This is a genomic window from Xenorhabdus stockiae, from assembly GCF_002632825.1.
GTDB classification, from domain to species: domain Bacteria; phylum Pseudomonadota; class Gammaproteobacteria; order Enterobacterales; family Enterobacteriaceae; genus Xenorhabdus; species Xenorhabdus stockiae.
In genome coordinates this window covers 1-23579 of sequence record NZ_NJAJ01000036.1, presented here as the reverse complement: position 1 = coordinate 23579, position 23579 = coordinate 1, and the positions used below count along the sequence as shown (strand labels likewise).

The 23579-nt window shown below is 46.7% G+C and carries 34 protein-coding genes; 4 read left to right on the top strand and 30 right to left on the bottom strand.

Going from position 1 to position 23579, the window contains the following annotated elements; translation table 11 throughout:
• Window positions 1-53 precede the first annotated feature (53 nt).
• Window positions 54-3392, bottom strand: a complete 3339-nt coding sequence (locus tag Xsto_RS16390) for a tape measure protein (protein ID WP_099125766.1) — start codon at window positions 3390-3392, stop codon at window positions 54-56.
• A 68-nt stretch (window positions 3393-3460) separates the two neighbouring features.
• Window positions 3461-3988: a hypothetical protein gene (locus Xsto_RS16385; protein ID WP_099125765.1), complete on the bottom strand. Its 528-nt coding sequence runs from the start codon at window positions 3986-3988 to the stop codon at window positions 3461-3463.
• 155 nt (window positions 3989-4143) lie between these two features.
• Between Xsto_RS16385 and Xsto_RS16380 the strand changes: the two genes are divergently transcribed.
• On the top strand, window positions 4144-4614 hold the full coding sequence (locus Xsto_RS16380) for a hypothetical protein (protein WP_141554526.1): 471 nt from the start codon (window positions 4144-4146) through the stop codon (window positions 4612-4614).
• Between the two features lie 47 nt (window positions 4615-4661).
• Here the strand turns inward: Xsto_RS16380 and Xsto_RS16375 are convergent, their stop codons facing one another.
• From Xsto_RS16375 to Xsto_RS16265, 23 genes are all read right to left on the bottom strand, one after another.
• Entirely contained in the window at window positions 4662-5063 is a 402-nt protein-coding gene (locus tag Xsto_RS16375; protein ID WP_099125763.1) for an HVO_A0114 family putative DNA-binding protein, read from the bottom strand.
• Window positions 5060-5434 carry a toxin-antitoxin system TumE family protein gene (locus tag Xsto_RS16370; protein WP_099125762.1) on the bottom strand — a complete coding sequence of 125 codons (375 nt, stop codon included), beginning with the start codon at window positions 5432-5434 and terminating at the stop codon, window positions 5060-5062. The genes Xsto_RS16375 and Xsto_RS16370 overlap by 4 nt, the downstream gene beginning before the upstream one ends.
• A 90-nt stretch (window positions 5435-5524) precedes the next feature.
• Entirely contained in the window at window positions 5525-6085 is a 561-nt protein-coding gene (locus tag Xsto_RS16365; protein ID WP_244590424.1) for a phage antirepressor N-terminal domain-containing protein, read from the bottom strand.
• Window positions 6086-6382: 297 nt separating this feature from the next.
• Window positions 6383-7069, bottom strand: a complete 687-nt coding sequence (locus Xsto_RS16360; RefSeq protein WP_099125761.1) for a DUF6246 family protein — start codon at window positions 7067-7069, stop codon at window positions 6383-6385.
• A gap of 64 nt (window positions 7070-7133) precedes the next feature.
• Window positions 7134-7652, bottom strand: a complete 519-nt coding sequence (locus tag Xsto_RS16355) for a hypothetical protein (protein WP_228863080.1) — start codon at window positions 7650-7652, stop codon at window positions 7134-7136.
• A gap of 50 nt (window positions 7653-7702) precedes the next feature.
• Window positions 7703-8074, bottom strand: coding sequence for a phage tail termination protein (locus Xsto_RS16350; protein WP_169926665.1), 372 nt, complete (start codon window positions 8072-8074; stop codon window positions 7703-7705).
• Window positions 8074-8442, bottom strand: a complete 369-nt coding sequence (locus tag Xsto_RS16345; RefSeq protein ID WP_099125759.1) for a hypothetical protein — start codon at window positions 8440-8442, stop codon at window positions 8074-8076. The genes Xsto_RS16350 and Xsto_RS16345 overlap by 1 nt, the downstream gene beginning before the upstream one ends.
• 1 nt (window position 8443) lies before the next feature.
• On the bottom strand, window positions 8444-8791 hold the full coding sequence (locus Xsto_RS16340) for a hypothetical protein (RefSeq protein WP_099125758.1): 348 nt from the start codon (window positions 8789-8791) through the stop codon (window positions 8444-8446).
• A 2-nt stretch (window positions 8792-8793) separates the two neighbouring features.
• Window positions 8794-9162 carry a DUF7370 family protein gene (locus tag Xsto_RS16335; RefSeq protein WP_099125757.1) on the bottom strand — a complete coding sequence of 123 codons (369 nt, stop codon included), beginning with the start codon at window positions 9160-9162 and terminating at the stop codon, window positions 8794-8796.
• On the bottom strand, window positions 9140-9391 hold the full coding sequence (locus Xsto_RS16330; RefSeq protein WP_099125756.1) for a hypothetical protein: 252 nt from the start codon (window positions 9389-9391) through the stop codon (window positions 9140-9142). The genes Xsto_RS16335 and Xsto_RS16330 overlap by 23 nt, the downstream gene beginning before the upstream one ends.
• 9 nt (window positions 9392-9400) lie before the next feature.
• Window positions 9401-10492 (bottom strand): major capsid protein, encoded by a 1092-nt coding sequence (locus Xsto_RS16325; protein ID WP_099125755.1) that lies wholly within the window; start codon window positions 10490-10492, stop codon window positions 9401-9403.
• Between the two features lie 11 nt (window positions 10493-10503).
• The gene (locus Xsto_RS16320) at window positions 10504-10932 is read right to left on the bottom strand and encodes a hypothetical protein (protein WP_099125754.1); all 429 of its coding nucleotides are present in this window, start codon (window positions 10930-10932) and stop codon (window positions 10504-10506) included.
• A gap of 5 nt (window positions 10933-10937) precedes the next feature.
• The gene (locus Xsto_RS16315; RefSeq protein WP_099125753.1) at window positions 10938-12311 is read right to left on the bottom strand and encodes a DUF2213 domain-containing protein; all 1374 of its coding nucleotides are present in this window, start codon (window positions 12309-12311) and stop codon (window positions 10938-10940) included.
• A 20-nt stretch (window positions 12312-12331) separates the two neighbouring features.
• Window positions 12332-13300, bottom strand: a complete 969-nt coding sequence (locus tag Xsto_RS16310) for a phage minor head protein (protein ID WP_099125752.1) — start codon at window positions 13298-13300, stop codon at window positions 12332-12334.
• Window positions 13257-14684, bottom strand: a complete 1428-nt coding sequence (locus Xsto_RS16305; RefSeq protein WP_099125751.1) for an anti-CBASS protein Acb1 family protein — start codon at window positions 14682-14684, stop codon at window positions 13257-13259. The genes Xsto_RS16310 and Xsto_RS16305 overlap by 44 nt, the downstream gene beginning before the upstream one ends.
• A 12-nt stretch (window positions 14685-14696) precedes the next feature.
• Complete coding sequence (locus Xsto_RS16300) at window positions 14697-15920, bottom strand: PBSX family phage terminase large subunit (RefSeq protein ID WP_099125750.1); 1224 nt, start codon at window positions 15918-15920, stop codon at window positions 14697-14699.
• On the bottom strand, window positions 15901-16308 hold the full coding sequence (locus tag Xsto_RS16295) for a DNA-packaging protein (RefSeq protein WP_099125749.1): 408 nt from the start codon (window positions 16306-16308) through the stop codon (window positions 15901-15903). The genes Xsto_RS16300 and Xsto_RS16295 overlap by 20 nt, the downstream gene beginning before the upstream one ends.
• A 48-nt stretch (window positions 16309-16356) precedes the next feature.
• Entirely contained in the window at window positions 16357-16611 is a 255-nt protein-coding gene (locus tag Xsto_RS16290) for a hypothetical protein (RefSeq protein WP_099125748.1), read from the bottom strand.
• 216 nt (window positions 16612-16827) lie between these two features.
• The gene (locus tag Xsto_RS16285) at window positions 16828-17370 is read right to left on the bottom strand and encodes a KilA-N domain-containing protein (RefSeq protein ID WP_099125747.1); all 543 of its coding nucleotides are present in this window, start codon (window positions 17368-17370) and stop codon (window positions 16828-16830) included.
• A 235-nt stretch (window positions 17371-17605) separates the two neighbouring features.
• Window positions 17606-17845 (bottom strand): hypothetical protein, encoded by a 240-nt coding sequence (locus Xsto_RS16280; protein ID WP_099125746.1) that lies wholly within the window; start codon window positions 17843-17845, stop codon window positions 17606-17608.
• Window positions 17846-17979: 134 nt separating this feature from the next.
• Window positions 17980-18429 carry a lysis protein gene (locus Xsto_RS16275; RefSeq protein WP_099125745.1) on the bottom strand — a complete coding sequence of 150 codons (450 nt, stop codon included), beginning with the start codon at window positions 18427-18429 and terminating at the stop codon, window positions 17980-17982.
• Complete coding sequence (locus Xsto_RS16270; protein WP_099125744.1) at window positions 18426-18827, bottom strand: structural protein; 402 nt, start codon at window positions 18825-18827, stop codon at window positions 18426-18428. The genes Xsto_RS16275 and Xsto_RS16270 overlap by 4 nt, the downstream gene beginning before the upstream one ends.
• Window positions 18808-19140, bottom strand: coding sequence for a phage holin, lambda family (locus Xsto_RS16265; protein WP_193757239.1), 333 nt, complete (start codon window positions 19138-19140; stop codon window positions 18808-18810). Before Xsto_RS16265 ends, Xsto_RS16270 begins: the two co-directional genes overlap by 20 nt.
• A gap of 169 nt (window positions 19141-19309) precedes the next feature.
• On the opposite strand from Xsto_RS16265, the gene Xsto_RS16260 reads away from it, so the two are divergent.
• The gene (locus tag Xsto_RS16260; RefSeq protein WP_099125743.1) at window positions 19310-19528 is read left to right on the top strand and encodes a hypothetical protein; all 219 of its coding nucleotides are present in this window, start codon (window positions 19310-19312) and stop codon (window positions 19526-19528) included.
• A 29-nt stretch (window positions 19529-19557) separates the two neighbouring features.
• Here the strand turns inward: Xsto_RS16260 and Xsto_RS16255 are convergent, their stop codons facing one another.
• Together Xsto_RS16255 and Xsto_RS16250 are read right to left on the bottom strand one after the other, a co-directional pair.
• On the bottom strand, window positions 19558-19854 hold the full coding sequence (locus Xsto_RS16255) for a hypothetical protein (protein WP_099125742.1): 297 nt from the start codon (window positions 19852-19854) through the stop codon (window positions 19558-19560).
• A 46-nt stretch (window positions 19855-19900) separates the two neighbouring features.
• Window positions 19901-20197 (bottom strand): hypothetical protein, encoded by a 297-nt coding sequence (locus Xsto_RS16250; RefSeq protein ID WP_099125741.1) that lies wholly within the window; start codon window positions 20195-20197, stop codon window positions 19901-19903.
• A 141-nt stretch (window positions 20198-20338) separates the two neighbouring features.
• On the opposite strand from Xsto_RS16250, the gene Xsto_RS16245 reads away from it, so the two are divergent.
• Window positions 20339-20620, top strand: coding sequence for a type II toxin-antitoxin system RelE/ParE family toxin (locus Xsto_RS16245; RefSeq protein ID WP_099125740.1), 282 nt, complete (start codon window positions 20339-20341; stop codon window positions 20618-20620).
• A gap of 11 nt (window positions 20621-20631) precedes the next feature.
• Entirely contained in the window at window positions 20632-20931 is a 300-nt protein-coding gene (locus Xsto_RS16240; protein WP_099125739.1) for a HigA family addiction module antitoxin, read from the top strand.
• Window positions 20932-21020: 89 nt separating this feature from the next.
• Here the strand turns inward: Xsto_RS16240 and Xsto_RS16235 are convergent, their stop codons facing one another.
• The 3 genes from Xsto_RS16235 to Xsto_RS16225 form a co-directional block, all read right to left on the bottom strand.
• Window positions 21021-21779 (bottom strand): Thoeris anti-defense Tad2 family protein, encoded by a 759-nt coding sequence (locus Xsto_RS16235; protein ID WP_099125738.1) that lies wholly within the window; start codon window positions 21777-21779, stop codon window positions 21021-21023.
• Window positions 21780-21965: 186 nt separating this feature from the next.
• A complete protein-coding gene (locus Xsto_RS16230; protein WP_099125737.1) occupies window positions 21966-23015 on the bottom strand; it encodes a DNA-methyltransferase in 1050 nt (349 codons plus the stop codon).
• A gap of 107 nt (window positions 23016-23122) precedes the next feature.
• Window positions 23123-23323: a hypothetical protein gene (locus Xsto_RS16225; protein ID WP_099125736.1), complete on the bottom strand. Its 201-nt coding sequence runs from the start codon at window positions 23321-23323 to the stop codon at window positions 23123-23125.
• Window positions 23324-23579 lie beyond the last annotated feature (256 nt).

Sequence of the window (23579 nt, the reverse complement as noted above, 5' to 3'; positions counted from 1 at the left end):
ATCTCCAGTATTGTGTTAACCCTGACATTAAACAACAGGTTATTGATATTATGCTACTGATTCAGCATACCACCCGGCCTGCTCTCATCGGTCAGTACATCATAGATAGTCTTCCTGACCATGCCCGACATCATCCGTGCATCTTGCTCAGAGAAGTTGCCCTGTGTCTGGACATGAAAGGCAATATGGATACTGCCCACAGAAGTACCAACGCCACCCTTGCCCATCTCCCGGTTGCTGACCACCTTACCCCTGTCGCCCGGTATCATGTACTGGTGACCGTTATTGGCTTTGAATATCTCTGGCTTATTGTTCTCCCCGATCCGGTAAGCCCCGTTAGGACTAACTGGGCCACCATTTTTACGCGCCCCCAATAAAGCAATCATGGCAGGCACGGCGGCTGTCATGGCTGCCATCCCGACAGTCGCGGCAGTACCCATTGTTGCCACACTGGTTGCCGCCGCAGCCGGTGCCATTGCCGTAGTGATCGTCGCGCCTGTTGCCACCGCCTCCACCTTAGCAGCAGTATTGGCGGCCTTACCGATGACCATGTTTTTGATTTGCTGCATTCCCATCTGAACCAGTGCGGAAACGGCTTCGTTGGCGATGGTTAAGGCCAGATTGCGCATGGCTTCATCAGCGGTCTGAGTACCGGTTAACAGCCCGGTGATGGCATTGGCGGAACGTTGGCCTAGTGCATCCAGAGAATTAGCCAAGAACTGATTTGCCTCACTCTGATTACGCCATATCTCCCATGACGCATTCAGGCGATCTTGTTCGTATTTGGTATTGGCCGCATTCATCAGCTCAATACCACGTTGCGTCAATTCACCCTTTTCCGTTTCGAATTTGCGGATCATTTCCAATTGTTTGGCATGACGGTTTGCGAGTTCCTGAACGGGATCAACTTGTGCAGTGAGTTCTTGTTGAGGGGTAACAATTTTGTTTGCTTTAGCTTCGGCAATCGCTTTTGCGTAAGTAGTAGCAATTTCCAACCGGCGCCGCTCGTATTGTTCTTCGGTGACTAAATCACTCTTAAGCTGACGTTCCAACTGCTCGCTATCCAGTTTTCGGATTTGTTCTGCTTTGGCAAAAGCATCTTTTTCAAGCGCGGCTTTCTTATCCTTATGCTGTTGGTCTATTTTATATAACGCTGTTGCCGCTTCTTTTGCCTGAGCAATTTGCTTTGAGGTGGCTTTTTCACCCAGCGCCTTAACAGCATCATACTGAGCCATCTGAACGCTTCCCTCTTTATATCCGGTATTGAGACGTTCTAAAGCTTCCTTTTGGCGTTTTAGTGCTTCTGTAGCTTCATCTGTTGATTTAGCAGATTTTTTGTTAGCTTCTTTCCCTGCGGCTTCATTTTCCCATATTTGTGTATATACCTCTTTCAACCGAGTAATTGCTCGCTCATCTGTTATTCCAGCATCCTCGGCGGCATATTTTCCTTGCTGTTCAGCTCTCGCTTTTCCTTCCAGTTTACTGAGGGCTAATCGTCTTTCAGCTTGTTTTATTAATTTTTCGCCTTCTTCGCCACCCCAATCTAACTTAATTTTCAGGTACTCTGCATTAAATTCCTTTTGCTCCTGAGTTGCATTTTTTAATGAAAGTCCATAACTACGCCATGCTTGCTCTGCGCTGGGTAATACACTTCTGGTGTGCGCGGTAAGTAGTTCAGCACCTTCAAGCAAGGTTCCATTCGCTTTAGCATCTAAAATTCCTGCAGCGCGTTTAGCATTGTTGTAGTTATTGTATGCCTTTTCCGTATCACCAATAGCTATATTCAGTTTATCTTGAGCTTGAGAAAGAAGCCTCGAGGCTTCCGATTGCTCTTGTGAGCCATCTTTCGCTTCTTTCAGTTGCTTTGTGTATTTGTTTACTTCTGATTTAGCTTTTGAATATGCAATGTTCGCATCTAAAAGGTTATTACTAAGTTCAGGAAGTGCTTGCCTGAGTTTTGATGCCTCGGCCATTAACTGTACCCGATTCATCTCCCTCATTTTTACAAGAAGGTTATCCACTCCTTCTGCAAGATTTTTTGCTTCTTCGCTCGCTTCTTTTGCTTTTGAATGGAAAAAATAGAGGGCACTGGCAGCCAACATAGCCGCTCCCGCTGGCCCTCCTACCAATGCAAGCGAGCCTTTAAGACCAGTCAATGCAACATTGGCAGCTCTATTTGCAACCACTGATCGTTCTGTAGCTGCTATTTCTACGTTTTTAGCTTGAGCATATGTTGTTGATGTAGCTATTGCAGCAGATTTTTTAGCATTAAGGTTATCCAATGCAAATGCCTCAGCCGCCGTTCCTTTTGCTACGTTATACTCAGCCTGGGCAAGGTTTAATGCAGATACCGCTGCATCTCTATCTGCCCAAGCCTTTCTCGTCGCTGCTTGAGCTGCATATAATGCATTTTGAGCTGAAATCTGGGTCGCTCTCGCCTCACCAATAGATGCTGCTGCACTCTCTAATTTGTTTTTCGTTGCTAATGTCAATGCCCCAACAAACCGAGATCCCATCACAGCGGCTGCCACCAAAACCACATTGGATACGGTTTCCATGTTATTACTGAGAGAAATAATGGCATCGTTAAATGCATTAATTCCAGACTTGATGGTTGCCGACTCACCAAAGAACTTGGTCAGATTATTACTGGCAACCTGCATTGCCTGCCCCATTGTCATAGTAGTTTTTGTAAATTCTTTAGCAATCGCATTCCCTTGAGATAATAATCCCTTAACTACTACGTCAGTGGTCAATTTTCCTTCTGCGGCCATTTTACGTAGCTGTCCAATATTCACGCCCAGCGAATCGGCCAAAGCTACCATTATACGACTGCCTTGCTCTGCTACAGAGTTAAATTCTTCACCACGCAGAACACCCGAAGCTATACCTTGTGATAGCTGAATAATCGCGTTTTCAGCTTCTGTCGCAGTTGCACCAGATACAATAAATCCTTGGTTGATAATTTCCGTTAGTCTTGCTAAATCCTTTGCGGATGTGTTGTATTCCCGCGTTCCTCGCTCCAAACGACCGTATAAAGTGGCTGTTGCATCTAAGCTGGTGCGAGTATCTTGTGAGATCTGAAACACTCGATTAGTCACATCGATCAACTGCTCATTAGCGCGAACAGAGTTAACCAATTTATTGCTGACTACCGTCCATGCTTCAGCATAAGCGGCTACTTGTTGAACTGATAATGCAGAAGTAAGAGCAGTGGCAACTTTAGATACTGAGGATAATGCCTTTTCCGCTCCCTGAACTGCTCTACCTGTCTGATTAAAGCTCTGCTCCATTCGATTAAGGCGCTCGTCAACTTGACGCTGCGCTGTCAGCAATTGCGCTACATCCATTTGCACCTGATAAACAAGATTACCTACACGATGCTCTGCCATTTACTAGATCCTTAAAAAAGAAAACCCCGCACTTGGCGAGGTTGTAGTTAGTCAGTAAGAAAAATAAATTATTTTTCAGGTTTGTAATTAATCATCATCGTTAAATCAGATGAAAATGGCATCTTATGAATAGACATATCAATCTTGATTCCATCTTTTTTGTATTCAGCCCGATAACCATCACAATTATCTTCGTTATCACAAGTGATACTCACATCACTCTGCTCGACTGGTTTACCATATTCACGAGATAAATCAGAAATAGCTTTATTAAATTTAATATTAAATGAAGAAGAATCATTGTCGCCGTAGCCATTTCGGCTACTCATATAAGCATTTATTTCGACCAACTGATCATTAATAAAACTAGCGGAATATATATCAATCCACTCAGCAGCTTCAGGGACATTCCTGAATGTGCATTCAGTGATTTTCTGTTCTTGAATATCTTGTTTTTCCGTACATTTAAATTTTTTTAATTTTAATTCGGCCAATGAATTTATATTCTGTCCCCATTCTAGGCCAAAAGGAGCATCTGGTCGTTTATTGCACCCCATCAGTGACAAAACAGCGAACAATATAAAAATTAATCTCATAAAAAGGACTTCCACATCATTACATTTTGCTCATGATACCAAGCAATTAGAGCAAAAGAACGTAAAATGATATGAGTAAACAGGGAAACGGGACTACACACATCCAATTTGAATGTGATAACGTAACCATATGAATTTACAATACGTTATTAGAAATGGATCACAAAACGATTAAAGGCAGAATTAAAGCTATAGATTGGAGTTCCTTCAATACTGCCGGAGGAGCAGCCACATCTGTACCCGAACATCTAATGCAATTGCTATCTGATGATATTGATGAAGCAAAAAAAGCTATCTTTCAATTGGACTGGGGATTATGTCACCAGCATGTCTCAATCTCTTCTGCAGCACTTCCTGCTTTACCCTTTTTGTTAGAAATGATTGGTCATACAAAAGAAAACATTTCCATTGAGATATTAGACCTGATATCTGGATTATCTGACTGTATTAAGCACATTCCTGATTACACAGGCTCTATCCCTGATTATGTATTTGAGATACAAAAAATCCTTATATCAAAAATTCCACGTTTCGAGCGACTATCCAAGCACAAAAATAAAGATATTGCCTTCTACTCCTCAGAAATAATCAAAGATTTAACCCAATCAAAAGATACGGCTAGATAGTAGAGACAAAAAACCCGCGCTAGGCGGGTTGGGAAGATGATTTAACATCAGGCGGCTTCTTTACCTTTTGAACCTGTCTTCACGATCCTATCTGTGACTTCCTGTTCAATTTTGATCTCAAAATCGGTAAATAAAGCGATTGGCTTTACATTCTTTCCACTTTTTTCCAGTCGAACAAAGCCGTGCCTGTTTAACGTTTTTAGCGTAGCCGATAAGTTACTAAGCTTTCTACCTGAAAGATCGGCCAGTTCAGTCATTGTTTCCGGTTTTTGTTCGTCCATCATTCGAAGTAACGCGATATTATTTTCACTCAGCACTTGCGCCAGAGCGATCATAGAGGTGAACCAGATTTTAGGCTCTCCAGATTTAGGCTTATATTCGCCTTTAGCTATTGCTAATACACGCTTACGAATCAGTTCTTCATTCATTACGCCGATGAGTGCTTTCATTTTGCTACCCCCCTGGATTTTCTCTCAGCAATCACCTCATCAATCTTTGAGAAAAAGTCCTCAATTAACTGATAAGGTGATGCAAACTCGTATGGAACCCCTTTATCATGTGGATTTCTATGCATGTGATCGTAAACTATGCGGCCTTTGTACTTTCCTTTCTTTGGTGCAGAAATAGCATGCGCGTTATCCATACCAAACACTCTGGTGTTATGCCTGTCATGCAATGTAAGGCTATATCTAATCCCATGAGGGATTGCCTTAGATTTATTAACCATCCATGCTTTTATTTCCCACCAGTAGCCATCATCCCTATTCACTCTCTGGCCATGAAGGTCTAATAAAACCTCTAATCCATGCTCATAGTCCACGATCAAAGCCTCACTATTATTATGAACTAATCATAAGTATAATTCTTGATTATTGCAAGCTGGATAGCTAACACACTTCTTGGTATAAAATTAAGCCTTGTGTATTGGCAGTGGAATCACTTTTTCAATGTGATATCCGTATTGACGGGCGACTCCAGCAATAATGTCTTCTGGGGTTTCTGCTCCGCCTGTAAAAGCATTGGTTTTTTTGAGGTAGTGATCATAGATTTCCACCTTAACGAGATATCTGAAATTTGGAGATTGAAGTTTTACCCGTTTTTTCTCTTCGCTCATTTTCCAATATTTGTAAAGCACATCATCACACTCTTCCTGATACCACATAACGTTATCTTTGATAGTCGCTTTCACTTTATTGGGGTTGATCATGGCTAACCAGCCAGCAAGTTCATCAAGTGCAAGGCAGCTCATTGTTCGCAGGCCCTGCTTAGTCAGTATCGGGATTTTCTCTACATCGGCCTGAATACGTGTTTTCAGCTTTGTGCACTGCGAGGCCCAGCTCAGCCCCATTCCTTCAACAATCGGTTTCATGGGGACATATGGCACACCGTTATAATTCACGATAAAGAGATCTGCGCCATAAAATGGAACGTTGATTGTTTGACCGCTTTCCTTAACTGCTACAATGCTCACGCTTGGGTTCCTAATCAGTGCTGGACAATTCAGAGGCCTCTAGCTATGGCTATAGTCAGGGGCTTCATCTTTTCGATAGGACGCTATTAATTGCGTGATTGTCACATTTTGTAAAGAAAGTTCACTTTAAATTGGGATACACCTCGAATAATCAACTATTTGTACACAAATAGTAGGTATTTACCGATTGTTATCACTAAAAACTGTTAATAAGTTAGCGAATTCTATCAAATCCCTGTTATTCGCCTTTCAATAACAATTATTTTTCAAGGCATTATAGGTCTCAGCTCTTTTTGATTATTTCATACTCACCAGTCTGCGTTTGCCACTGAGCAGATCACGGGTACGTTTATCATCCGCCGCAATCACCGCATCGTATTCTTCGCGGGTAAAGCCTTTTTCATCCGGGAACTTGGCTTTCAGCATCATCTGGAATTCCGTCATGGTTAACCGTTCCGCTTCCTGACGTGACATACCAAAATGCGTCCGCGCCGCATTGATATATTCCATCGCGTTAAATTGGTCAGAATAGGCTTCTGTTCCTTCATGGCGCTGGAGTTTTCGGAGCTTCACTTTACCCATCACACCGTGGGTGATCAGCTCTTTGGCTATGGGAATAATATCCTTAACCGGCATACTGCCCGGACGATACACAAGACCTTTTTGTCCGGGTCGCCACTCACCGATGAGTGCGTCAATCTCTTCTTCACAACACGCCTGTATCACGGACATCGCCGTAGACAACACCGGGCGACCAAATACCGGTTTTCCCAGCAGGGTGATTAACCAGTCAGGGAGTGTGCCGTAAGCCAGTGCTGCCCGTTGAATGAGTGCCTGTGCTTTTGCCCCGTTCAGCACCGTATAGGCTTCCACGATTTGCCGGGGGGGGCCAAGGCGGGTCATGGCAGCGAATGAGGGACTGAGTGAAAAATCTTTTTTCTCTGTGGAGATCACCATCTCCCCGATTTCAAGCATGGGTGTCATAAAGCCTCCTGAATATGATCAAGGGCACTGCATCAGCACCCTTTGTAATATCAAGGAACGACGGTTATCCCGCCTTGGGGAGTTTTACCGGCACTTCTTCAATCAGCCAGTCCACCGAGTCGGCATCACTGACCTTTAACTCACCGGAATAGGTGGCAATCTCATTCGCGCCGAACTGGGATGACCAGGAGGTGAACACCATATAGCCCTGTAGCACGAAAGCATGATCGCCGGTGAAGTCCATCTGCACCCAGTAAGCGGGCTGGCGACCGGCCTGCACTTCCTGCGGGATTTCCTTCAACAGACGCAACGGGCCAAAATCGTCTTTTTTATCCTGCTTGCGGTATTCCCCGTCAAAGCTGATGGTTAAGTCCATACTGGTGACGACACTTTCGACCAGCCCTTTTGAATCATCGGCTTCAGAAGTCAGGGTATTGGGTGACAGGTCGAAGGATTTGGTGGTCAGCGCCCCAAGTCGTAAAAAATCAGATTGTTTCGGCGCGGTGTCAGGGCAGCCTTTAGCAATACGAATAATGGCATGACGACCAATCAGTTTATTGGTCTCTACCGGGCAATTTGCCATGTGAATAACCTCTTATCATAAAAATAAAAAGGCCGCGCAAGGCGGCCTGATTAGGATGTACAGCGAAAGAGTAGCCGGATGACATACCGGTTCTCTTGGGTAGGAATGGGGGTAGTCAGGCCGCCCAGATTAAAGACGCCATTCAGACACTCATCATCAGGATGGGCCGCGACATAATTCAGAATGTTCTGTGCGCGCTGGATAACCGGCTGGGGATTGTTCTGCCCACTGACCAGAATGACCTGCACATGGTCATCAGCGCCTAAATCATCCAACCGACCTGTGCCGCCCGCGGGTTGGAACACCATATATTGGGCCTGACCACCATCCCCTTTCTGCTCAATCCAATTGAGCATCTGGATTTTAAAACCATCAGTGAGTTCAGCCTTTGCCAGATACTGGCGGAAGTGTTCAAAGACCATCAGAGTTTCAGCTCCTGCGCAACCGCGTTATCGATTTCCCGCCGCATCTCATCAAAGCCGGATTTCAGAAAGGCTTTCTTCGCCGTAGCCCGGCGAAAATCCTGCCTCACAGCCGGATCATGGACATAGACGGCATAGTTTGCCGAATAACCCACACGCCCTGTGAGCCGTACGCCATCAAAGCGCACATCACGGAACTGGGAGTTAATCAGCGTGGCGGTATCAATCGGGGTATAAAGGGCTGCCTGTGTACTGCCGATATACAGCGCCTTATACACAGCGCGAACCACTTTGCGCCCCCGGATATCGCCAATCAGCGCATTAAGCCGGGACTGGGCTTCACGGATCCCCGTGACTTTGACGCCCATATCAAACGCCTGTCACTAAGATATAATCATCCGCAAGGCGCTCGAAGGTATCAGCATCAAACGTGACATATTGAATGGCGTTAGCCCCTGCTGCAATCGGGTCTGGGTGGGAGGATTCACCTATCAGGATATAATCCCCGATGCTGGCCTCAGCAAACTCCGTCCAGAAGGTGTTCTTGGCAACCAGTTCAGTTCCGACACCGGATAGCTTGCTGGCGAGTCCGCCCTGATAATCACACATGATGATTTTCGGCGCGTCATAACCGAGCGGGCTTCCGTATTCATCATTGCCCAACGACTTCCAGAAGGTACAAGGGGCGGTATACGCCCAGTTAGCAATGCTGCTCATCCTCACCCCACCACATCAAAGAAGCCGACCGATTGACTCTCCAGCGGCAAGCCAGACAAACAACCGGACGTATCCCACGTTCTCATCTGTTTAAGCAGATAATCCGTGCCGGATGAGTCATAAGCAAATGAGCGGGACGCGCCCGACGACGCACTTTGTGAGGCAATTTTTCTGGCCCCGGACAGCGAGGCCAGACGCACAGTGGCATAGATAAGCAGTAACTTTTGTAGTTGTTCAGCATAGCCCTGCGCCGCCATGCATTCGGCGGTTTCATTGACCTGATTCAACAGCAATTCAAGCACCGAATCAGGCAGAGTAAACCCCAGCTCGGCGCTCATCGGCTTGATATCATTCAGCGTTATCGTCACCATCGGGTTTATCCTTCTTCCCTTTACCTTTGGGTGGTTTTTCTGGGTCAGACTCAGGAGGATTGTGGGGTGTAGCCACTTCAAACACCCGGTCTTCAAGCAATTCGACCAATCCAATCTGCGCCCAACGCTGCGCCGTAGCCTGATCCACCTCGACCATATCACTCACCGCCAGATTCTGGAGACTGGCCCCCGAAAACAGATTACCCGCAATCACTTTCACCCGTGCCATAATTGCTCCTTACCCTTTCGCAAACAAGATGCCGTGCTGGTTGTTGATATCGGTCTTGACCATCAGACCAGCCGCACCCCATGTGCGCCACACATAGTCAGAGTTGTAGTGTGGACGCGGATCCGCGACCGTACCGAACGCCTGCCCCACGATAGGGGCAATCACACCCGCACCCAGCGGCACCACCATGATTTCATTGCCTTTCAGCTCGAAATCTTCTTTGATGGCTTTGATGCCGGTCAGCTTCTGCACTTCTTCCAGTACGGTACGGGTTGAATTCACATCAAAGTAAATCTTCTCCCAGTGAGACAGGATGTCACCGGAGACATACCACGTCTGCTCGGCGTACATGTTGTTTTTCAGGCGCAAAGTGTCACGCAGGGCAATGGCCCCTTCGCGGATCGATTTTGCCTCGGCTTGGGTGAAATCAATGTTCAGGCCACCTGCACCCAAATCCACCATGCCCACACGCTCATCGGCTTTCAGGCCCTTCCACGTCTTACCGTCAAACTGGATGTAGTTGCCCTCTTCATCACGGAAGCCGTTAAAGACGTAATCCATGTACTGACGACGCACATTCTCAACTGAACCGCGTTGCGCATCCGCCAGTGATGCCAGTGCTGAACCTTTGTTGAAAATCGGGTCGCGCCACTGGAATTTGAAGCCGGAATCATGGATAGGCACCATCGTGCCATCAAAGGAATAGGTACGCGCATCCAGTGCCGCACCAATCTGACCGCTCATGGACGTATGCGCCCAACCTTTGCCGCCTGTACGGGCGTACTCATATACCGACTCTTCCAGACGCACCGAACGAGACAGCGGCATCAGGTCATTTAACAGGGTGAATTCGGTGTTCGGCTCAAATTCGGCCAGTACCGTCTGGTCATAGGTGCGATACAGACGGCGAATATCGTCGATAGCATTGACTGCATCCAGTGTTGGCGTGTTAGCCGCATCCCCTCGCCAGCGGGTACGGGCAACGAAATCAGCCACGGCCTGCGCCGAAGCATTACGGGCCGCTTCGAGTTCACGGAACTGCATTTGGTTGACGTCAAGGTTTCCGGTTTCGGTGGCCTTTTTAGTTGAAAATACCAGCATTCACTCTCTCCTTATTTAAAAACCACGCGAACCAGATCGCCCGCTTTTGCTGTGATGGTGTCTTCTTCGATATAAGCAAAGGCGGTAAGGCCTTCACCTGCCGTTGTGATCCGGCCTTCTGCGACGGTTACGGCCTGTCCCTTTTTGTACGTTCCGGCAGTGGCCCGAAGATTCAGGAACATGCCTGCCATCGGCTGCATACTCACGACCACTTCGTCTGCCTTGATGGGATCATCCACCGTCTGGCAGCGCAGGTAGTCGATATTGGCGACATACAGCAAGGCAGCTTCTTTGCCGTCCGCTGAGGCGTGGAATTTGCCTTTCTCAAAATAACCAATCGTGCCGGGCAGCGTATCGACGGCTGCCGCCCCTTCTCTGTTCAGCATCGGGTTAGGGAATAAACCACCCGCATGAATAACGCGTTTTCCATTTTTTGCCATGTTGATTACTCCGGCATTGAGGTGAAGGATTCAGTAGGGGTGTGGGTAAAGGCGGCATTCAGTCCCATTGAGAACTGACACTGGGCATACAGGCCATCGAGCGCCGCGCCATCCAGTGCGTTCACCGCCAGATCATCCAGACCGAATTTGGCTTTGACTGCCGCACGTTTGTCAGCTTTTTCTTTGTCCGCATTGGCGGTCAGACCAGACTCAATCGCAGTGAGTTTCTCCACAAAAGGTTTAAACCATTCCGGGGGCTGAGCTGCGTTATTGGCGGCCTGCCTCGCCTTCTTATCTTCTTCTTTCTTCTGGCTGTCCTGCGCCTGCTTTTCTTTCTCTTTAAGCGCGTTATAAGCAAACAGCAGTTCCTCGTCGGATTTACCGTCTGTGGCTTGGTTTGCCGCTTTCAGCGCATTGATAATCATCTCTTTCATCGGGTTGTGTTCCTTATTGGTGTTGACTGCTTCGTATTCCGTGGGCTTGCGTACCACTTCCACCGGCTCACCCACGAATTCGGCGGTGCCGTCATCGTTCATGAGGTATTTCTGCTGGTAAGTTTTACCGGTGTGGTAATAGATGAATTTGTCCGGCCAGACTGTCTCCGGGTAAGGCCAGTCATCCTCGGTGTCGATGGCTTTTAACTTCGCTCTCAGGGCAGCATAAATGTCGTCAAAGGAGAAATTGGCGGCGTTGCTAAAGAAGAACTTCGTCTTATCAATCAGCCTCTCCTGCGTGCAGTTGGCGGCATCAGACAGATTGACCTGTTCAACTTCAAGGCGCTCACCATCCGCGTTCACAAACATCCCCACCCCTTCTTCCGGTGTTGCTGCCCCCGGCTCACTGGCAGGGAGCACGGCGATGTGGTCAAAGTGCATATTCCGGGCAATCCAGCTATACGCCTTGCCTTTTGACTTGCCCTTATTCTGTTCCCGCTGGAGCAGTAATCCGGTGGACACATGGATAGGGTCGGCACTGTTCCCGGCGATAATGTCATCCACACGAGCCAGAAACTCTTTTCCCTTCTCGGAGGATTCAGCAAATCGCCGGTTAACCTTCACATCCATCATCACCCGGTCACCGTCTTTGCGGACATTCTCCGCCCAGGCACCGATATGAAACTGATTTACCGCACGGGGCATATCAGCCGAAATATACTGACCGTCAATGTTGGGATGGCCGTAAGGCACCTGTTTCCCCTCCATTGACTGATAGCTTTTGTTAATCTCACTGGCGGGATATAACCCTCCGTTCATCACAACATCATCCACGACAGGCACCACGCCACGAATGACGATATGTGCATCGCCATCAAGGGTCTCTGTTGCGATATTGGCGGAGTTTAAAGCCAGTGACTTAATATGAATTCCAAAGGATCCCATGCTGTCACCTTGTTGAATGGTTACTGAGATAAGTTGCCCGACCAGCTTTGGCGCTCTTCGTCCAGTCGCGCGGTCAGGCCGGTGTTATACAATTTGTCGTCCTCGTCCAGCACGACGGGCTGTTGCGCACAGTAGCAGCGGTAACGATTACCGTTTTTGGCGTAGAATTCCTCGACTTCCTGCTGGGTGTAGAGCTTTCCGTGCCGGACTGCATGCCATCGTCGGGTCGTCGGTTTCAGGGCCGATAACCACAGCAGCCGGGTATTTAACCCTAACCGCGCTTTCGCCCATGCCATTTCGTTCCAGTTGGCCTGCCGCAATGCGCCAAGCTGCTCTGTCTGGGCAATGTTTTTCGCCCGGCTCATCGACACATCAAGGCGTTTGCTGATAATGGTTGCCGTCTCTTTGGGGTTAATCCCTCGCGCAATCGCCTCCGCAATCACATGGGATAAATCCGTCCTTGCCGCATCAGATAGCCCTTTCCAGTCGCTGTAAGTGGAGACGAACGCCGCCGCCACCTGATTCTGATAAGCAGGCGTTGATAGCAGAGCCGACAGTGTAGTGTGCTGGGCATAAACGGCGGACTGCGCCGACAGATTGGTATACGCGTTTACAGTGCCACGCTGGTACGCCTGCGCCACATACTCGAAAACCCAGAGCTGGTCTTGACCGCCTGCCAGCAGATACTCGTCCAGAATGCGCTGTATCTGCTCAAGCAATAAGGCCAGCTCGGTCGCTGACAGGTCATAGATAAAACGCCCCGCATTGACCTGATAGAGTGTGTTGCCATGCAGGGTATGCGATAGCGTGGCATTATTTGCCTGCGTTCTGCCGGTTAACTGCCGATCAAAGAGTTGTCTGAGGGCTTGTTTGATGCCGTAGTATCGCTGTTCGATATCCCGGAATAGCTTATTGACGGAACGGTATGACTGAGTGGGGTCGCGTTTATTTCTCGGTATGATCGGGGTGCCGATTCTGTTCTTTTTCATCAGCCAGCGGATCTCCTGCTGCGCCTTGTGGTTCCGGCTCGTCGTCCAGTGGCTCCAGTTCGCCCACGGTACGAATTTCATTGGCGGTGAATATCGGTGTGCCAAATGCCTGCTGGGTTTTCAGGGCCGCTTCTGCCATCTTGATCATGTTGTCGATCTTCTCCTGCTCACTGGCGGCGAGCATGTCAGACCATGCAATGGTGACCTCGCCAGAACTGGGCGGTGTGATCACGCCAATCTCCCACAACCGTCGTAGCAACCGGGTAATATACTGGGTCAGAAATCCCCAGCGACGACCATTCAGGCGCACTTTCCATGTGGTATCGTCTTTGTCACCGGCGAGCTTTCCGGTTTGTGTGCCAAACAGCACGGTAAACGGCACTTGCACCGACGCGCAAAACTCACGGGTCGTCACTTCCCATGTGGGTGTGGGGTCGCCCGGTGTGACTGACAAGACATTCAGCTTGCCGGCCTGCATGACCGCAGCAGAATCCGTTCCCCGGTTGAGCTTACTGATTTTATCTTCCAGTGCGGCGCCCAAATCGGGATAACCCGCCTTAATCGCTGCCGTGGTGATATCGTGTAAATTCGTTTCCTTATCAAACTCCACGCCAATCTGACGGGAAGCATTCTTCAGAAAACCTTCTGAGCTGCCCCCGGACACCTTTTCAATATCCAGCAGCTTGTTATAGCCTGCCCGCAGTAGCGGCGTACCTGAAAAGATATCGCCATCCTCCGCCCCTTCACACAAGATAATGACGCGGGAGGGATGGATCGCCAGTTGCTTGGCGGGCCCCTGAACATCCACCTGACCGACCGGACGTTCATCAAAGTTAAACATCGTCGGTTGTCCGTAGGTCTCTGAGTTGATATCCGAATCCCATTCCGCCACGGTAAGCTGAGATTCCCAGACCGGGATCAGGTTCACCAGTGCATCGACTTTTAACCGTGATACCACTGCCGTATCAATCGGCTCATGCCATGTCTGATTGTCCTTCACCTGAATCAGCAGCGCTGAGTAATGCCCAATCATGTTACGGCGATCAGCCTCTTTGATTTTCGCCCAGAACGGTTTGAGCAGCCTAGTGACCTCCCTTTCCCATGCACTGGTGACGATGGATTCTTTCTGCTCCTCGCCCTCAATCAGAGTCGGGTTATCCTGCCAGCAGCCGTCCAGCAGACGATGGACCGCCGCATGTGCCACGGCATGACGTTCATAGGCGTTGTAGTATTCGCGGAAAGTGAGCCGTTCAGGATAACCAAACTCCGCGTAGATATTGGTGCGTTTGGTATTGCCGCTGACACCGCCTGACACATACAGCCTCCGTTTAGCCAGTGTATCCGCCAGACTGTTGACCAGAAATTCTGTTTTGCTTTCACTCACGAAAGACGCTCCTTAAAAGAAAAATGCGCCACTGCTCTTTTGTTTGATATACCCATCCAATCCGTACCGAATGCCATCCCAACAGTGGTTATTCGCATCCTCAATGACAGGCAGCACCTCACCCGTAATACGGTCAGTCTTGTAGGAATAGAGCCGGGCTTCTTTTGCGGTATGCTTGCAACGCGGATGAATATAGATGTGCTTAAAGCCACGCAGATAAGAGATACCATCCTCGACACTGCCCTGCCATTTCTTCGCCGCAGCAATATTGAACCCTTGCCGCCGGAGATAGCTAATCGTCTCTGGTCTGGCGGCATCGGCTTTAATGGGCCATTTACGCGCTTCGGGTATCTTGTCATAAAACGCAGGCATGTGGTCGAGTTCTACCCCGACACCGTAAACCTCACGGTCGATATACAGGCAGTTATCCAGAATGAACATCCTGATAAGGGTACTGGGATCTTTCGCAAATCCGAAGTCACCCCCGAATAACAAGCGGTCAGCCTTCTGCCACAGGTCATCAGAAAACGCTTTAATGTCGTATTTGTTCGCCAGTACCTGTTTATCTGAGTTCTCCAGATACGCGCCTTCCCATATCCATGCGTAAGTAGAGGCATCCAGTCTGGCCTGATCGTTAACCCTCTCCTGTTCCAGTACATCAGGAAACCACGGGTTATCATCGTAGTTCATCTCCACAATGCAGGCATTATCAGGCGGCATCTTGCGAAAACGTTTATCGGTTGAGCTGCCATCAATTTCCGGGTTCCATGTCACCCAAATTTCAGAGCCTTCTTCGCGTACTGTCGGGATGAGTTTTCGCCAGGCGATTTCGGAAACAGATTCCGCTTCATCTATCCACGCAATCAAGATACGGGCTTTGGATTTGATACTGTCGAGGTTATGGCGCAATCCCGCAAACACGTACCAGACACGGCGGTTCTTTGTCCGGATAAAATTCTCACCCATTTCATAATAGTTATCCAGCCACGGTTCTGATTTGATGGCCTGCTTGACTTCCTCCATTGAGGACTCAGACAGCGAGTTCATAAACTCACGCCCACACAGGATAACCCCCTCAGTGCCTGCCTCAGCAAACATATAGCCCCGGATCGCACTCATCTTGGCGAATGTTCGTGTCTTACCTGAACCGCGTCCCCCGTATGAACCCCGGTAACGATAATTATCACTGAACACCGGGATCAACTTGGTCGGCAGTTCAATGTTCGCTGTCGTCACGTTGGCCTCCGGCAACCAGCACTATCTTGGCGGGAGACATAGAACCATCCGGGGAACGGTGATCAATTTCTTGCTTATCGGAATAGCCGTGCTTAGTCAGCATCATCTTGGCTATCGTGGAATTAAAATCCCCCGTCAGCCCTTTGTTGATGAGCTTATTCTCCTGCATAGCCCCAATGCCTTCTAAGATGTCCGAAAACTCATCAGACTGCTTTCCGTATTCGTAGGCGGTCGAGCGGGCTATTTCCAGATAACAGGCTAAACCCGCCACACTGGGGATAACATCACCAACTGATTCGTAACCGCCATACAGATATTCTCTTGCCCTAGCGATTAACGCGTCATTCAGCTTGCTAGGGCAACCCACCTGATTTGTTTGTTGTCCCATTTTCCTTTTCCCCATAAACAAAAAGCCACCCGAAGGTGGCTGAATAAGTCATGCGTGTATAGATTTAAAATGAAATTTGCATTCGTCCTCGCAAGCAGGAGCATTTCTTGCGCTTAGCCGTAACGTTTCTATCTCAATCCAGACACTTTTAGTGCCATATTTTATGGTATCAATATCTTGTTGAGCAGAAATAATCGCAAAATATTCACCATCATTTATGCCCTGAAAAATTTCATATTTGTATGTTTCAAAACTTTTCTGGCTAATGAAAGTCAGAGTACTAAAAAGTTTACTAGCTTGCATGGTATCTCCTTGTTTTAGTTTGATAACACCTTACCTACAAAACCTTTATCAAGCACCTTTATATGAAGATTTTACAAAGTGTTATAAAACTCAAATGAGCGAAAATAATCGCTGAGTGACCAACCAAACCGAGTACCTCGCCAACATCAGTTGCTTATTGTGTCAAAGGATCGCATTTCAAATGCCACCCTCAGTTCAAACTGCAGATACAGCTCGTTATTTGTATTGCATGGCAATTTGTAACCTGTTTTCAGCCTGTTGCTTATTACTGAGAAGATGAGCCTTACGGCCACCCCGCCCCCAATAATGCAAGGTACGGGCACAATCGCTAACAACGGCGGCTTCTTGGATGTAGGTATGTGCCGCCATATTGGCCTCTGCCATGTAACTCGCCACTGAAATTAGTTCACCCGAAAAATATTTATCGAGAACGGCATACACACCGACTTTGAATGCCGGATCAATATGACCAGCAAATTCATAGGCAACAAACCGACTTCCGAATGTACCGCCGTGCTTTCCTTTAGCCGTTTCTAAATGGGCTTTTGAATCCCATTTAGATAACTCGTTGATAAATAATCGGGTCGATTCGAGTCGTTTAAATTTGCCCGGACGAAGGTTTTCAATGTCCCGGCCACCTAAGAACTCACTATCACCCGCCTCTACTCTGGCTTTAGCAATACGCCACATGTCAGTTAAACAAATCATTCCATCGTCATTAATGCGAACTGGGGTATTAAACAAAGTCAGTGTTTTCATGCGTAGTCCCTTATAGAAAGTGAACCTGTTCGTACAGAAAGACCACCCCGAGACAACTACGCTATTAGCGGTTTTCTCAGGCTCACTTTCTGGAAGGTTCTCAGATTAAATGTGCGCGTACGAATGCGCGGAATTCAGATACAAAAGCCACCACGATATGTGATGGCTTTGGGTATTCCTTTAGCCATTCTGGAAATGGATGCAGGAACAAAAAGCTTCCGAAGAAGGCTTGTTATTAAGCTTGAGCTGATGCTGCTTTAATTTTCTCTTTTGCCAGTTCGATAGCTTTGCTTTCTATTTCGCTCAGAGTTAGTCCGTAACTATCTTCCAATTCAACACTAATTGAAAAATCTTCATCAGCTTCGGGCGTCATATAAACATAAAGATCTACAGTGAAGGTCTCATAAGTCTGAACAACACCCACTTCATGATCATATTTACGGCCACAAGTAATTGAATCAATTAAAAAGTGCATAATTTTCCCTTATTCATTCTTTCTATTTTTAGGGCACTAACCCATGTGAATGGTAGCCCGTGTCAGGGAAACAATTTTAATTTTGTTACGATCTTAATACAGTGGTTGCAATTGTCTCAGGCTTTAAACAAACCTCATCCACACTGCGCCCTAACATACTCTTGCAACCCCAGAATCATTTGTTCTGAGGTGGCAATACGCTCTCTGAGTAGCCAATAATTTCTGACAGCGGAGTCTGTAGGTCGGGCGGTGGTTGCATCATCCATGCCGGAGGTGGTAGTGGTTTCAAACACGGGACACTTGGCTTTGATGTACACCCGCTCAGGATGAGCAAGAGAAGCAGCGTGCAGCCTGTCAATTTCAGTCTTGGCATTGGTGAGTTCCTGAGTGTGGGTCTTGTCCAGCTCTGCGAGGTGTTTAATTTGCTCTTGCTGCTTATTTATCGCAGTGAGTTGCGCTTGATACCTCTCATTCAGCTCTGTGTAGTCCTTACTTTTTTTCTGATACTGCCAGTAAGTTAAACTGAGCAGAGTAGATAGAAGAGCCAGCGCACCAATCATGAAAAGCTGGATGTTGAATTTCATAACAACTCAAACGCTCGTTCGAACGTCTCCATCGGATAAGGTTGCCTGCCGTTCTCATGCCGGATAATCGACTTAGCCAGCGCAATTAACGTGGGCTTATTAACGTCAATCCTCTCGAACTGGTCAACATTGAGCGCCTTAGCAACTCCATTAATATAAGCTGTCGTGTTATTCTCATTGGAAGGTGCCCAGCGATTAATCATCTTAGATACGCTGTTATGTCCGCCCTTGTGATAATTACACAGCAGTTTCATCAGTGCCCGAATGCCATACTCTGGCGACTCGAACCGACAGAACCGCTTCTCAATATTCGGGTCATGAGATAATAGACCTTGCCACTTGTTCACGGGGTTGTAATCAATATTGCCGGGATTATTGTTACGAATGCCTCTCGTCATTGTTGCCTCCCGCTTTCTTCTCCGCCGCCTTACGCAGCCATTGACCAATAAAGTCTGTCCCCAGATAGCCAATCACCACACTGCCGATGTAGGCCAAGTCAGGATTCAGGCCAAACAGATTTAATACATCACGAATGAACCAAGCGAACATGGCACACATAAAGGCATCAATTGACACCTTTAACCAGCCGCCGCCTTGATAACGGCCGCGAAGAAATGCCATTGTCCCGGCGAGGGTTGCCCCGATGCCTTGCTCTCTTATCGAGATGAGCCAGTCACCGAGATGTACCCAGATATCAGGATTTTCTTTCATTTTCATATTCCACCCCATTAGAACAATGGGCGTCCGTGGGGTGAAATAGGTTCGCCCCTGTGTAGGTTAAATGTAATAAGTTAATAATTAAGGTATGCTACTGGATCAGCCAAAGACTAACTAACCAATGGAGGGATGGCTGATTACCTCTGAATAAGGAAAAAATATAATGAGCCTCGGCTGGAATGAAATGTCACCAGAACAAAACTTCCTTTATGGCAAATCCCAATTAAATCATGAATTAACCATTGCAATAATTGAGTTTCTTATCTCCGAATCTGCCAATCCTGAAGAGACAAAGAAAAAACTAGAAAAGATGGTATTAAAACACGTCTCAAGTAATGTAAGAGAACATGCTGACAAAGATTTAATTAATCTTCTGAAATAGAAAGACAAGGTGCAAGTCATTGCACCTTATTAAGAATTAAGGCAACCCGCAAATTCTAATAACTTACTCTTAGCCCACTCCGTTGCTCTAAGCTCAAACTCTGAAAATGTCGATTTTTCATTGTATTGCTCAACATAAAAGAGTTTTACGTGCGGGATTTTATTAGAAGGCATTTCATCGTTTTCTTGCGGATAAACATACACATCAGCTTCCAGCACTGCGACTCGCTCAGATGAGAAAGACAATATACTTTGCTGTGTTATACCTTCATTATTCTTAAATTCCGCTCTCGAATTAATCTTAGGAAAAGCCACTTCAATCTTCATTATTCACCTCGCTATTGCCTTAACGAAAGATCCAACAACATGGCCTCTAGGCCGCTTTTTCTGTCAACCCAATTTGGTCGCAGTATTGTTTTGCGTAATTTTCAGCGCGCTCAAAAAACGCAGCAAGTGTGCTTTCAGGATCAAAGGTTTCCTTATACTTTACGATAAGTTTATTTTCATAATCTTCATGTCCGCAAAACCCTGATACTTTGACATCAGCGGCTAATTGCTTTTCCGTCAGCATATTGACAGTAAAAGAGCCAATTCCGACATCACGATGACAACCAGCAGACATGAGGCTAGTCGTTGTTGTTGGCATCCCAACTTCAAAAAATAATGTCATGATAAACCTCGCTATTGAGTTAATAGGGTGCCAGCCGCAATAGGAGATACTGAGGTTCTGTGAGTGATTGCGGTGGCAAATTCGGTTGACATTGCATACACCATACGTATACTGTATCTATACAATATACGGCGGTACACAATGATCAAAAGTTTTAAACATAAAGGGTTAGAAAAATTCTTTAAAACAGGCTCTACAGCAGGTATTCAAACAAATCACGCTGTAAAACTGAATATTCAATTAACCGCATTAAATGCCGCCAAAAAACCCGATGACATGAACGCACCCGGCTGGAAATTACATCCATTAAAAGGCGCTGATTTAAAAGGCCACTGGGCCATTTCTGTCAACGGAAACTGGCGGATGACATTTCGCTTTGAAGGCGAAGATGCCATTTTGGTTAATTATCAAGATTATCACTGAGGAACAATACCATGAACAGAATGCATAACCCCGCCCATCCCGGCCTTGTTTTGCGCGAATATTTAGGCGACATTTCTGTTACAGAAGCAGCAAAAGCACTGGGCGTAACCCGTGTAGCTTTATCCCGTATTTTAAATGGCAACACAGGTATATCAGCAGATATGGCACTCCGTTTAGAAGCCGCATTGGGAACCAGTGCCGAAATGTGGACGAATATGCAATCCCAATATGAGTTGTGGCAGGCTTCCCAACAACAGCGTCCTGAAATCAGGCCGATATACAACTATACTCCAAAACAACTCATTCCATAACCCAACGGCCCCACTCAGGGGCTGTTTACTTTGGCTGAAGCACAAAAAGCCACGCAATGCGCAGCTTTGAATTCAGTGTGTTTTTTGGGTTAGGCCCAATTGCAGTAAAAACGTTTAATTTGGCCTATTTGTTTTAATATGGCACTTAACTCTTGCGCTTCAGCAGTAGAATAAGCGCCAACGTATTCAAACTCACCCTTGCCTTTTAGTTTTTGAGGTTTTGTAGTGCCTAGATTATAAGTTATACCGTCAACAGTTATAGAAAGATTCTTGCTAAATAATTCGTTCATCTTCTGATAACCGTCTTTACTATTTTCAGAAGAAACTTTCCACCATAATCCCTTGGTATCATTAACTCTCTCCTCCCAATAAAAGAGAGAAATTTTTTCAATATCTGTTTTATTTTGGACTCTGGTCAACGTACCGAAAGCACGCTCATTTAGACCTTCAAATTCACCATCAGCAAGGTATCCCCAATCCTGCCCACCTTCATATGTGCTTCCCTCTATTTCAAGATCAAAAGACAACATATAATCTATCTGTCCCCAATCACACGCCATCATATCTTCTTGGAGCGGTTGCCAACTATCAAAGCTGTTGTGTTTACGTTTTTTAATAAGATAATCCAACTTATCATCATCAGTTTTTTCTGATTTAGGAATAAGTCCTATATATTCATTAGGATAATCCCAATCATTGCGATACATAAGATTGCCTAAATACAATTGAATCATCGCCCAAGGATATGAGCCAACAGGTGCAACTGCATCATGATTTTTGTATTGTTCAGGATTGATAAAGCAATTTTGATTAGTATTCGTTTTCTCTGGCTTATTAACGTCAGACATAAATCCCTCACTTTATTATTCGTTAAAGGTCATTTCATCCTACTGCTAACTAGCCAGTTAATATTAATGAGGTAAGATTTTTATCTCAATTGAATAGCCTGTAACAGAATCAATACGCCTTAAAATATGGCAGCGTATTATAAAATCTGTCTGTTAGTCGAGTGCGTGATCCAGTGAGTTGTAAACTCAAAGTTTACTACTGACAGAAGATATTTCGTTTATCTCTTGCTCAGTCTGCTGAAACCGTTCTTCTTCCAATTCCACACCCAACACGCGGCGATTCAGTTTCAACGCGGCTTTCAGTGTCGCCCCGGAACCCATAAAGAAATCGGCGACCAGATCCCCTTCCCGGCTACTGGACTGGATAATATGTGCCATTAAATCAGCAGGCTTTTCGCACGGATGCTTGCCCGGATAATACTGCACAGGCGCAAACTGCCAGACATCGGTATAAGGCACTCCTGCTGTAACCGCGAATGAACGGCGCATTAAACCGTATTCCTGCCGTAATTCGTCATACTGACGCGACAGGGTAAGATGAGATTCAACCAATTCAGGGTATGGCTTATTCAGTTCGCCACGCTGGTGCTTTTCTTTAGCGATACGGTCAAACAACACCTGCAGTTTTTGATAGTCCCCTTCATTGGGTAACTGCCACTGGCTGTCGCTGAACCAATGACTCGCCATCTGTTTTCCGGTGGCAGCGTGAATTTCTTTTGCCGTGACACCTAACACTTTCCGGGCATCACGAAAATAATCGATTAGCGGCTTAAATACCGACTGTTTCAGCTCCCGGCATTGGCGGGAATAGCCATCGCCTTTCGGGTGATAGGGGCCTTGATAATGTTCGGCAAAAATAATACGTTCCGTGGCCGGAAAATACATCCGCAGGCTTTCTTTATTCTGCCTGCGCCACGGGCCAGACGGTTTCGCCCAGATAATATGGTTCAACACATTAAAGCGTTCACGCACGAGCAGCTCGGTATCCGAGGCCAGACGCGAACCACAGAACATATACAGGCTACCGTTGGGTTTCAGCACCCGCCAGAATTCAGCCAGCAGTTCATCCAGCCACGCAAGGTACGCCGTCACATCGTTCCACTGATTGTCCCAACTGCAGTCTTTGACCCGAAAGTAAGGCGGGTCAGTCGCAATCAGGTCAATACAGTTATCCGGCAGGGTTTTGATAAATTTCAGAGAGTCGTCGTTAATTAATGTGGTACTACTTAAATTCACTGGCTATTCCATACATCGACGCTGACGGGTTCTCAGGAAAGCCACAGGATGAAGGCTGGCGTTATTGCACCACCAGCCAACATTTCACCGCTTAAGACATTACCCCATCAAGGGCAACGTTTGAAAAACGTCTCATTGTCCCGGCTTTCCATCAGACCAGCCAGACAAAATTGAGTTAAAAGCAATTGGCAACGTGGCCTTGTTAGCCCCGTTAAGGTAGAAATGTCTGAAACAGAGGCCCAGTCATACAGGGGAACCGTTTCTAAAACGCAGGAAGCTGTTGTTGTCATATCTTCATGTTTTAGCATGATAATTTTAAACCTTTGGTCAGTTATTCGGCGTGAACACACATGTAACTCTGACCAACGACAACAGCAAGTCTTATGTTTATTTCAGGTATAAAAAAACCTCGCAAGGGCGAGGCTTCTATTTGATAAGACAGAGTATCCCATCATTAGCGTCAAATTTACCCAGTTTTCGGAAATTTGTCAAACGAAAACGTTTGTGATTATCAAACATCGCCAAAATCACTGGTAACTTTCTTTAACATGCTATTGGCTTTTG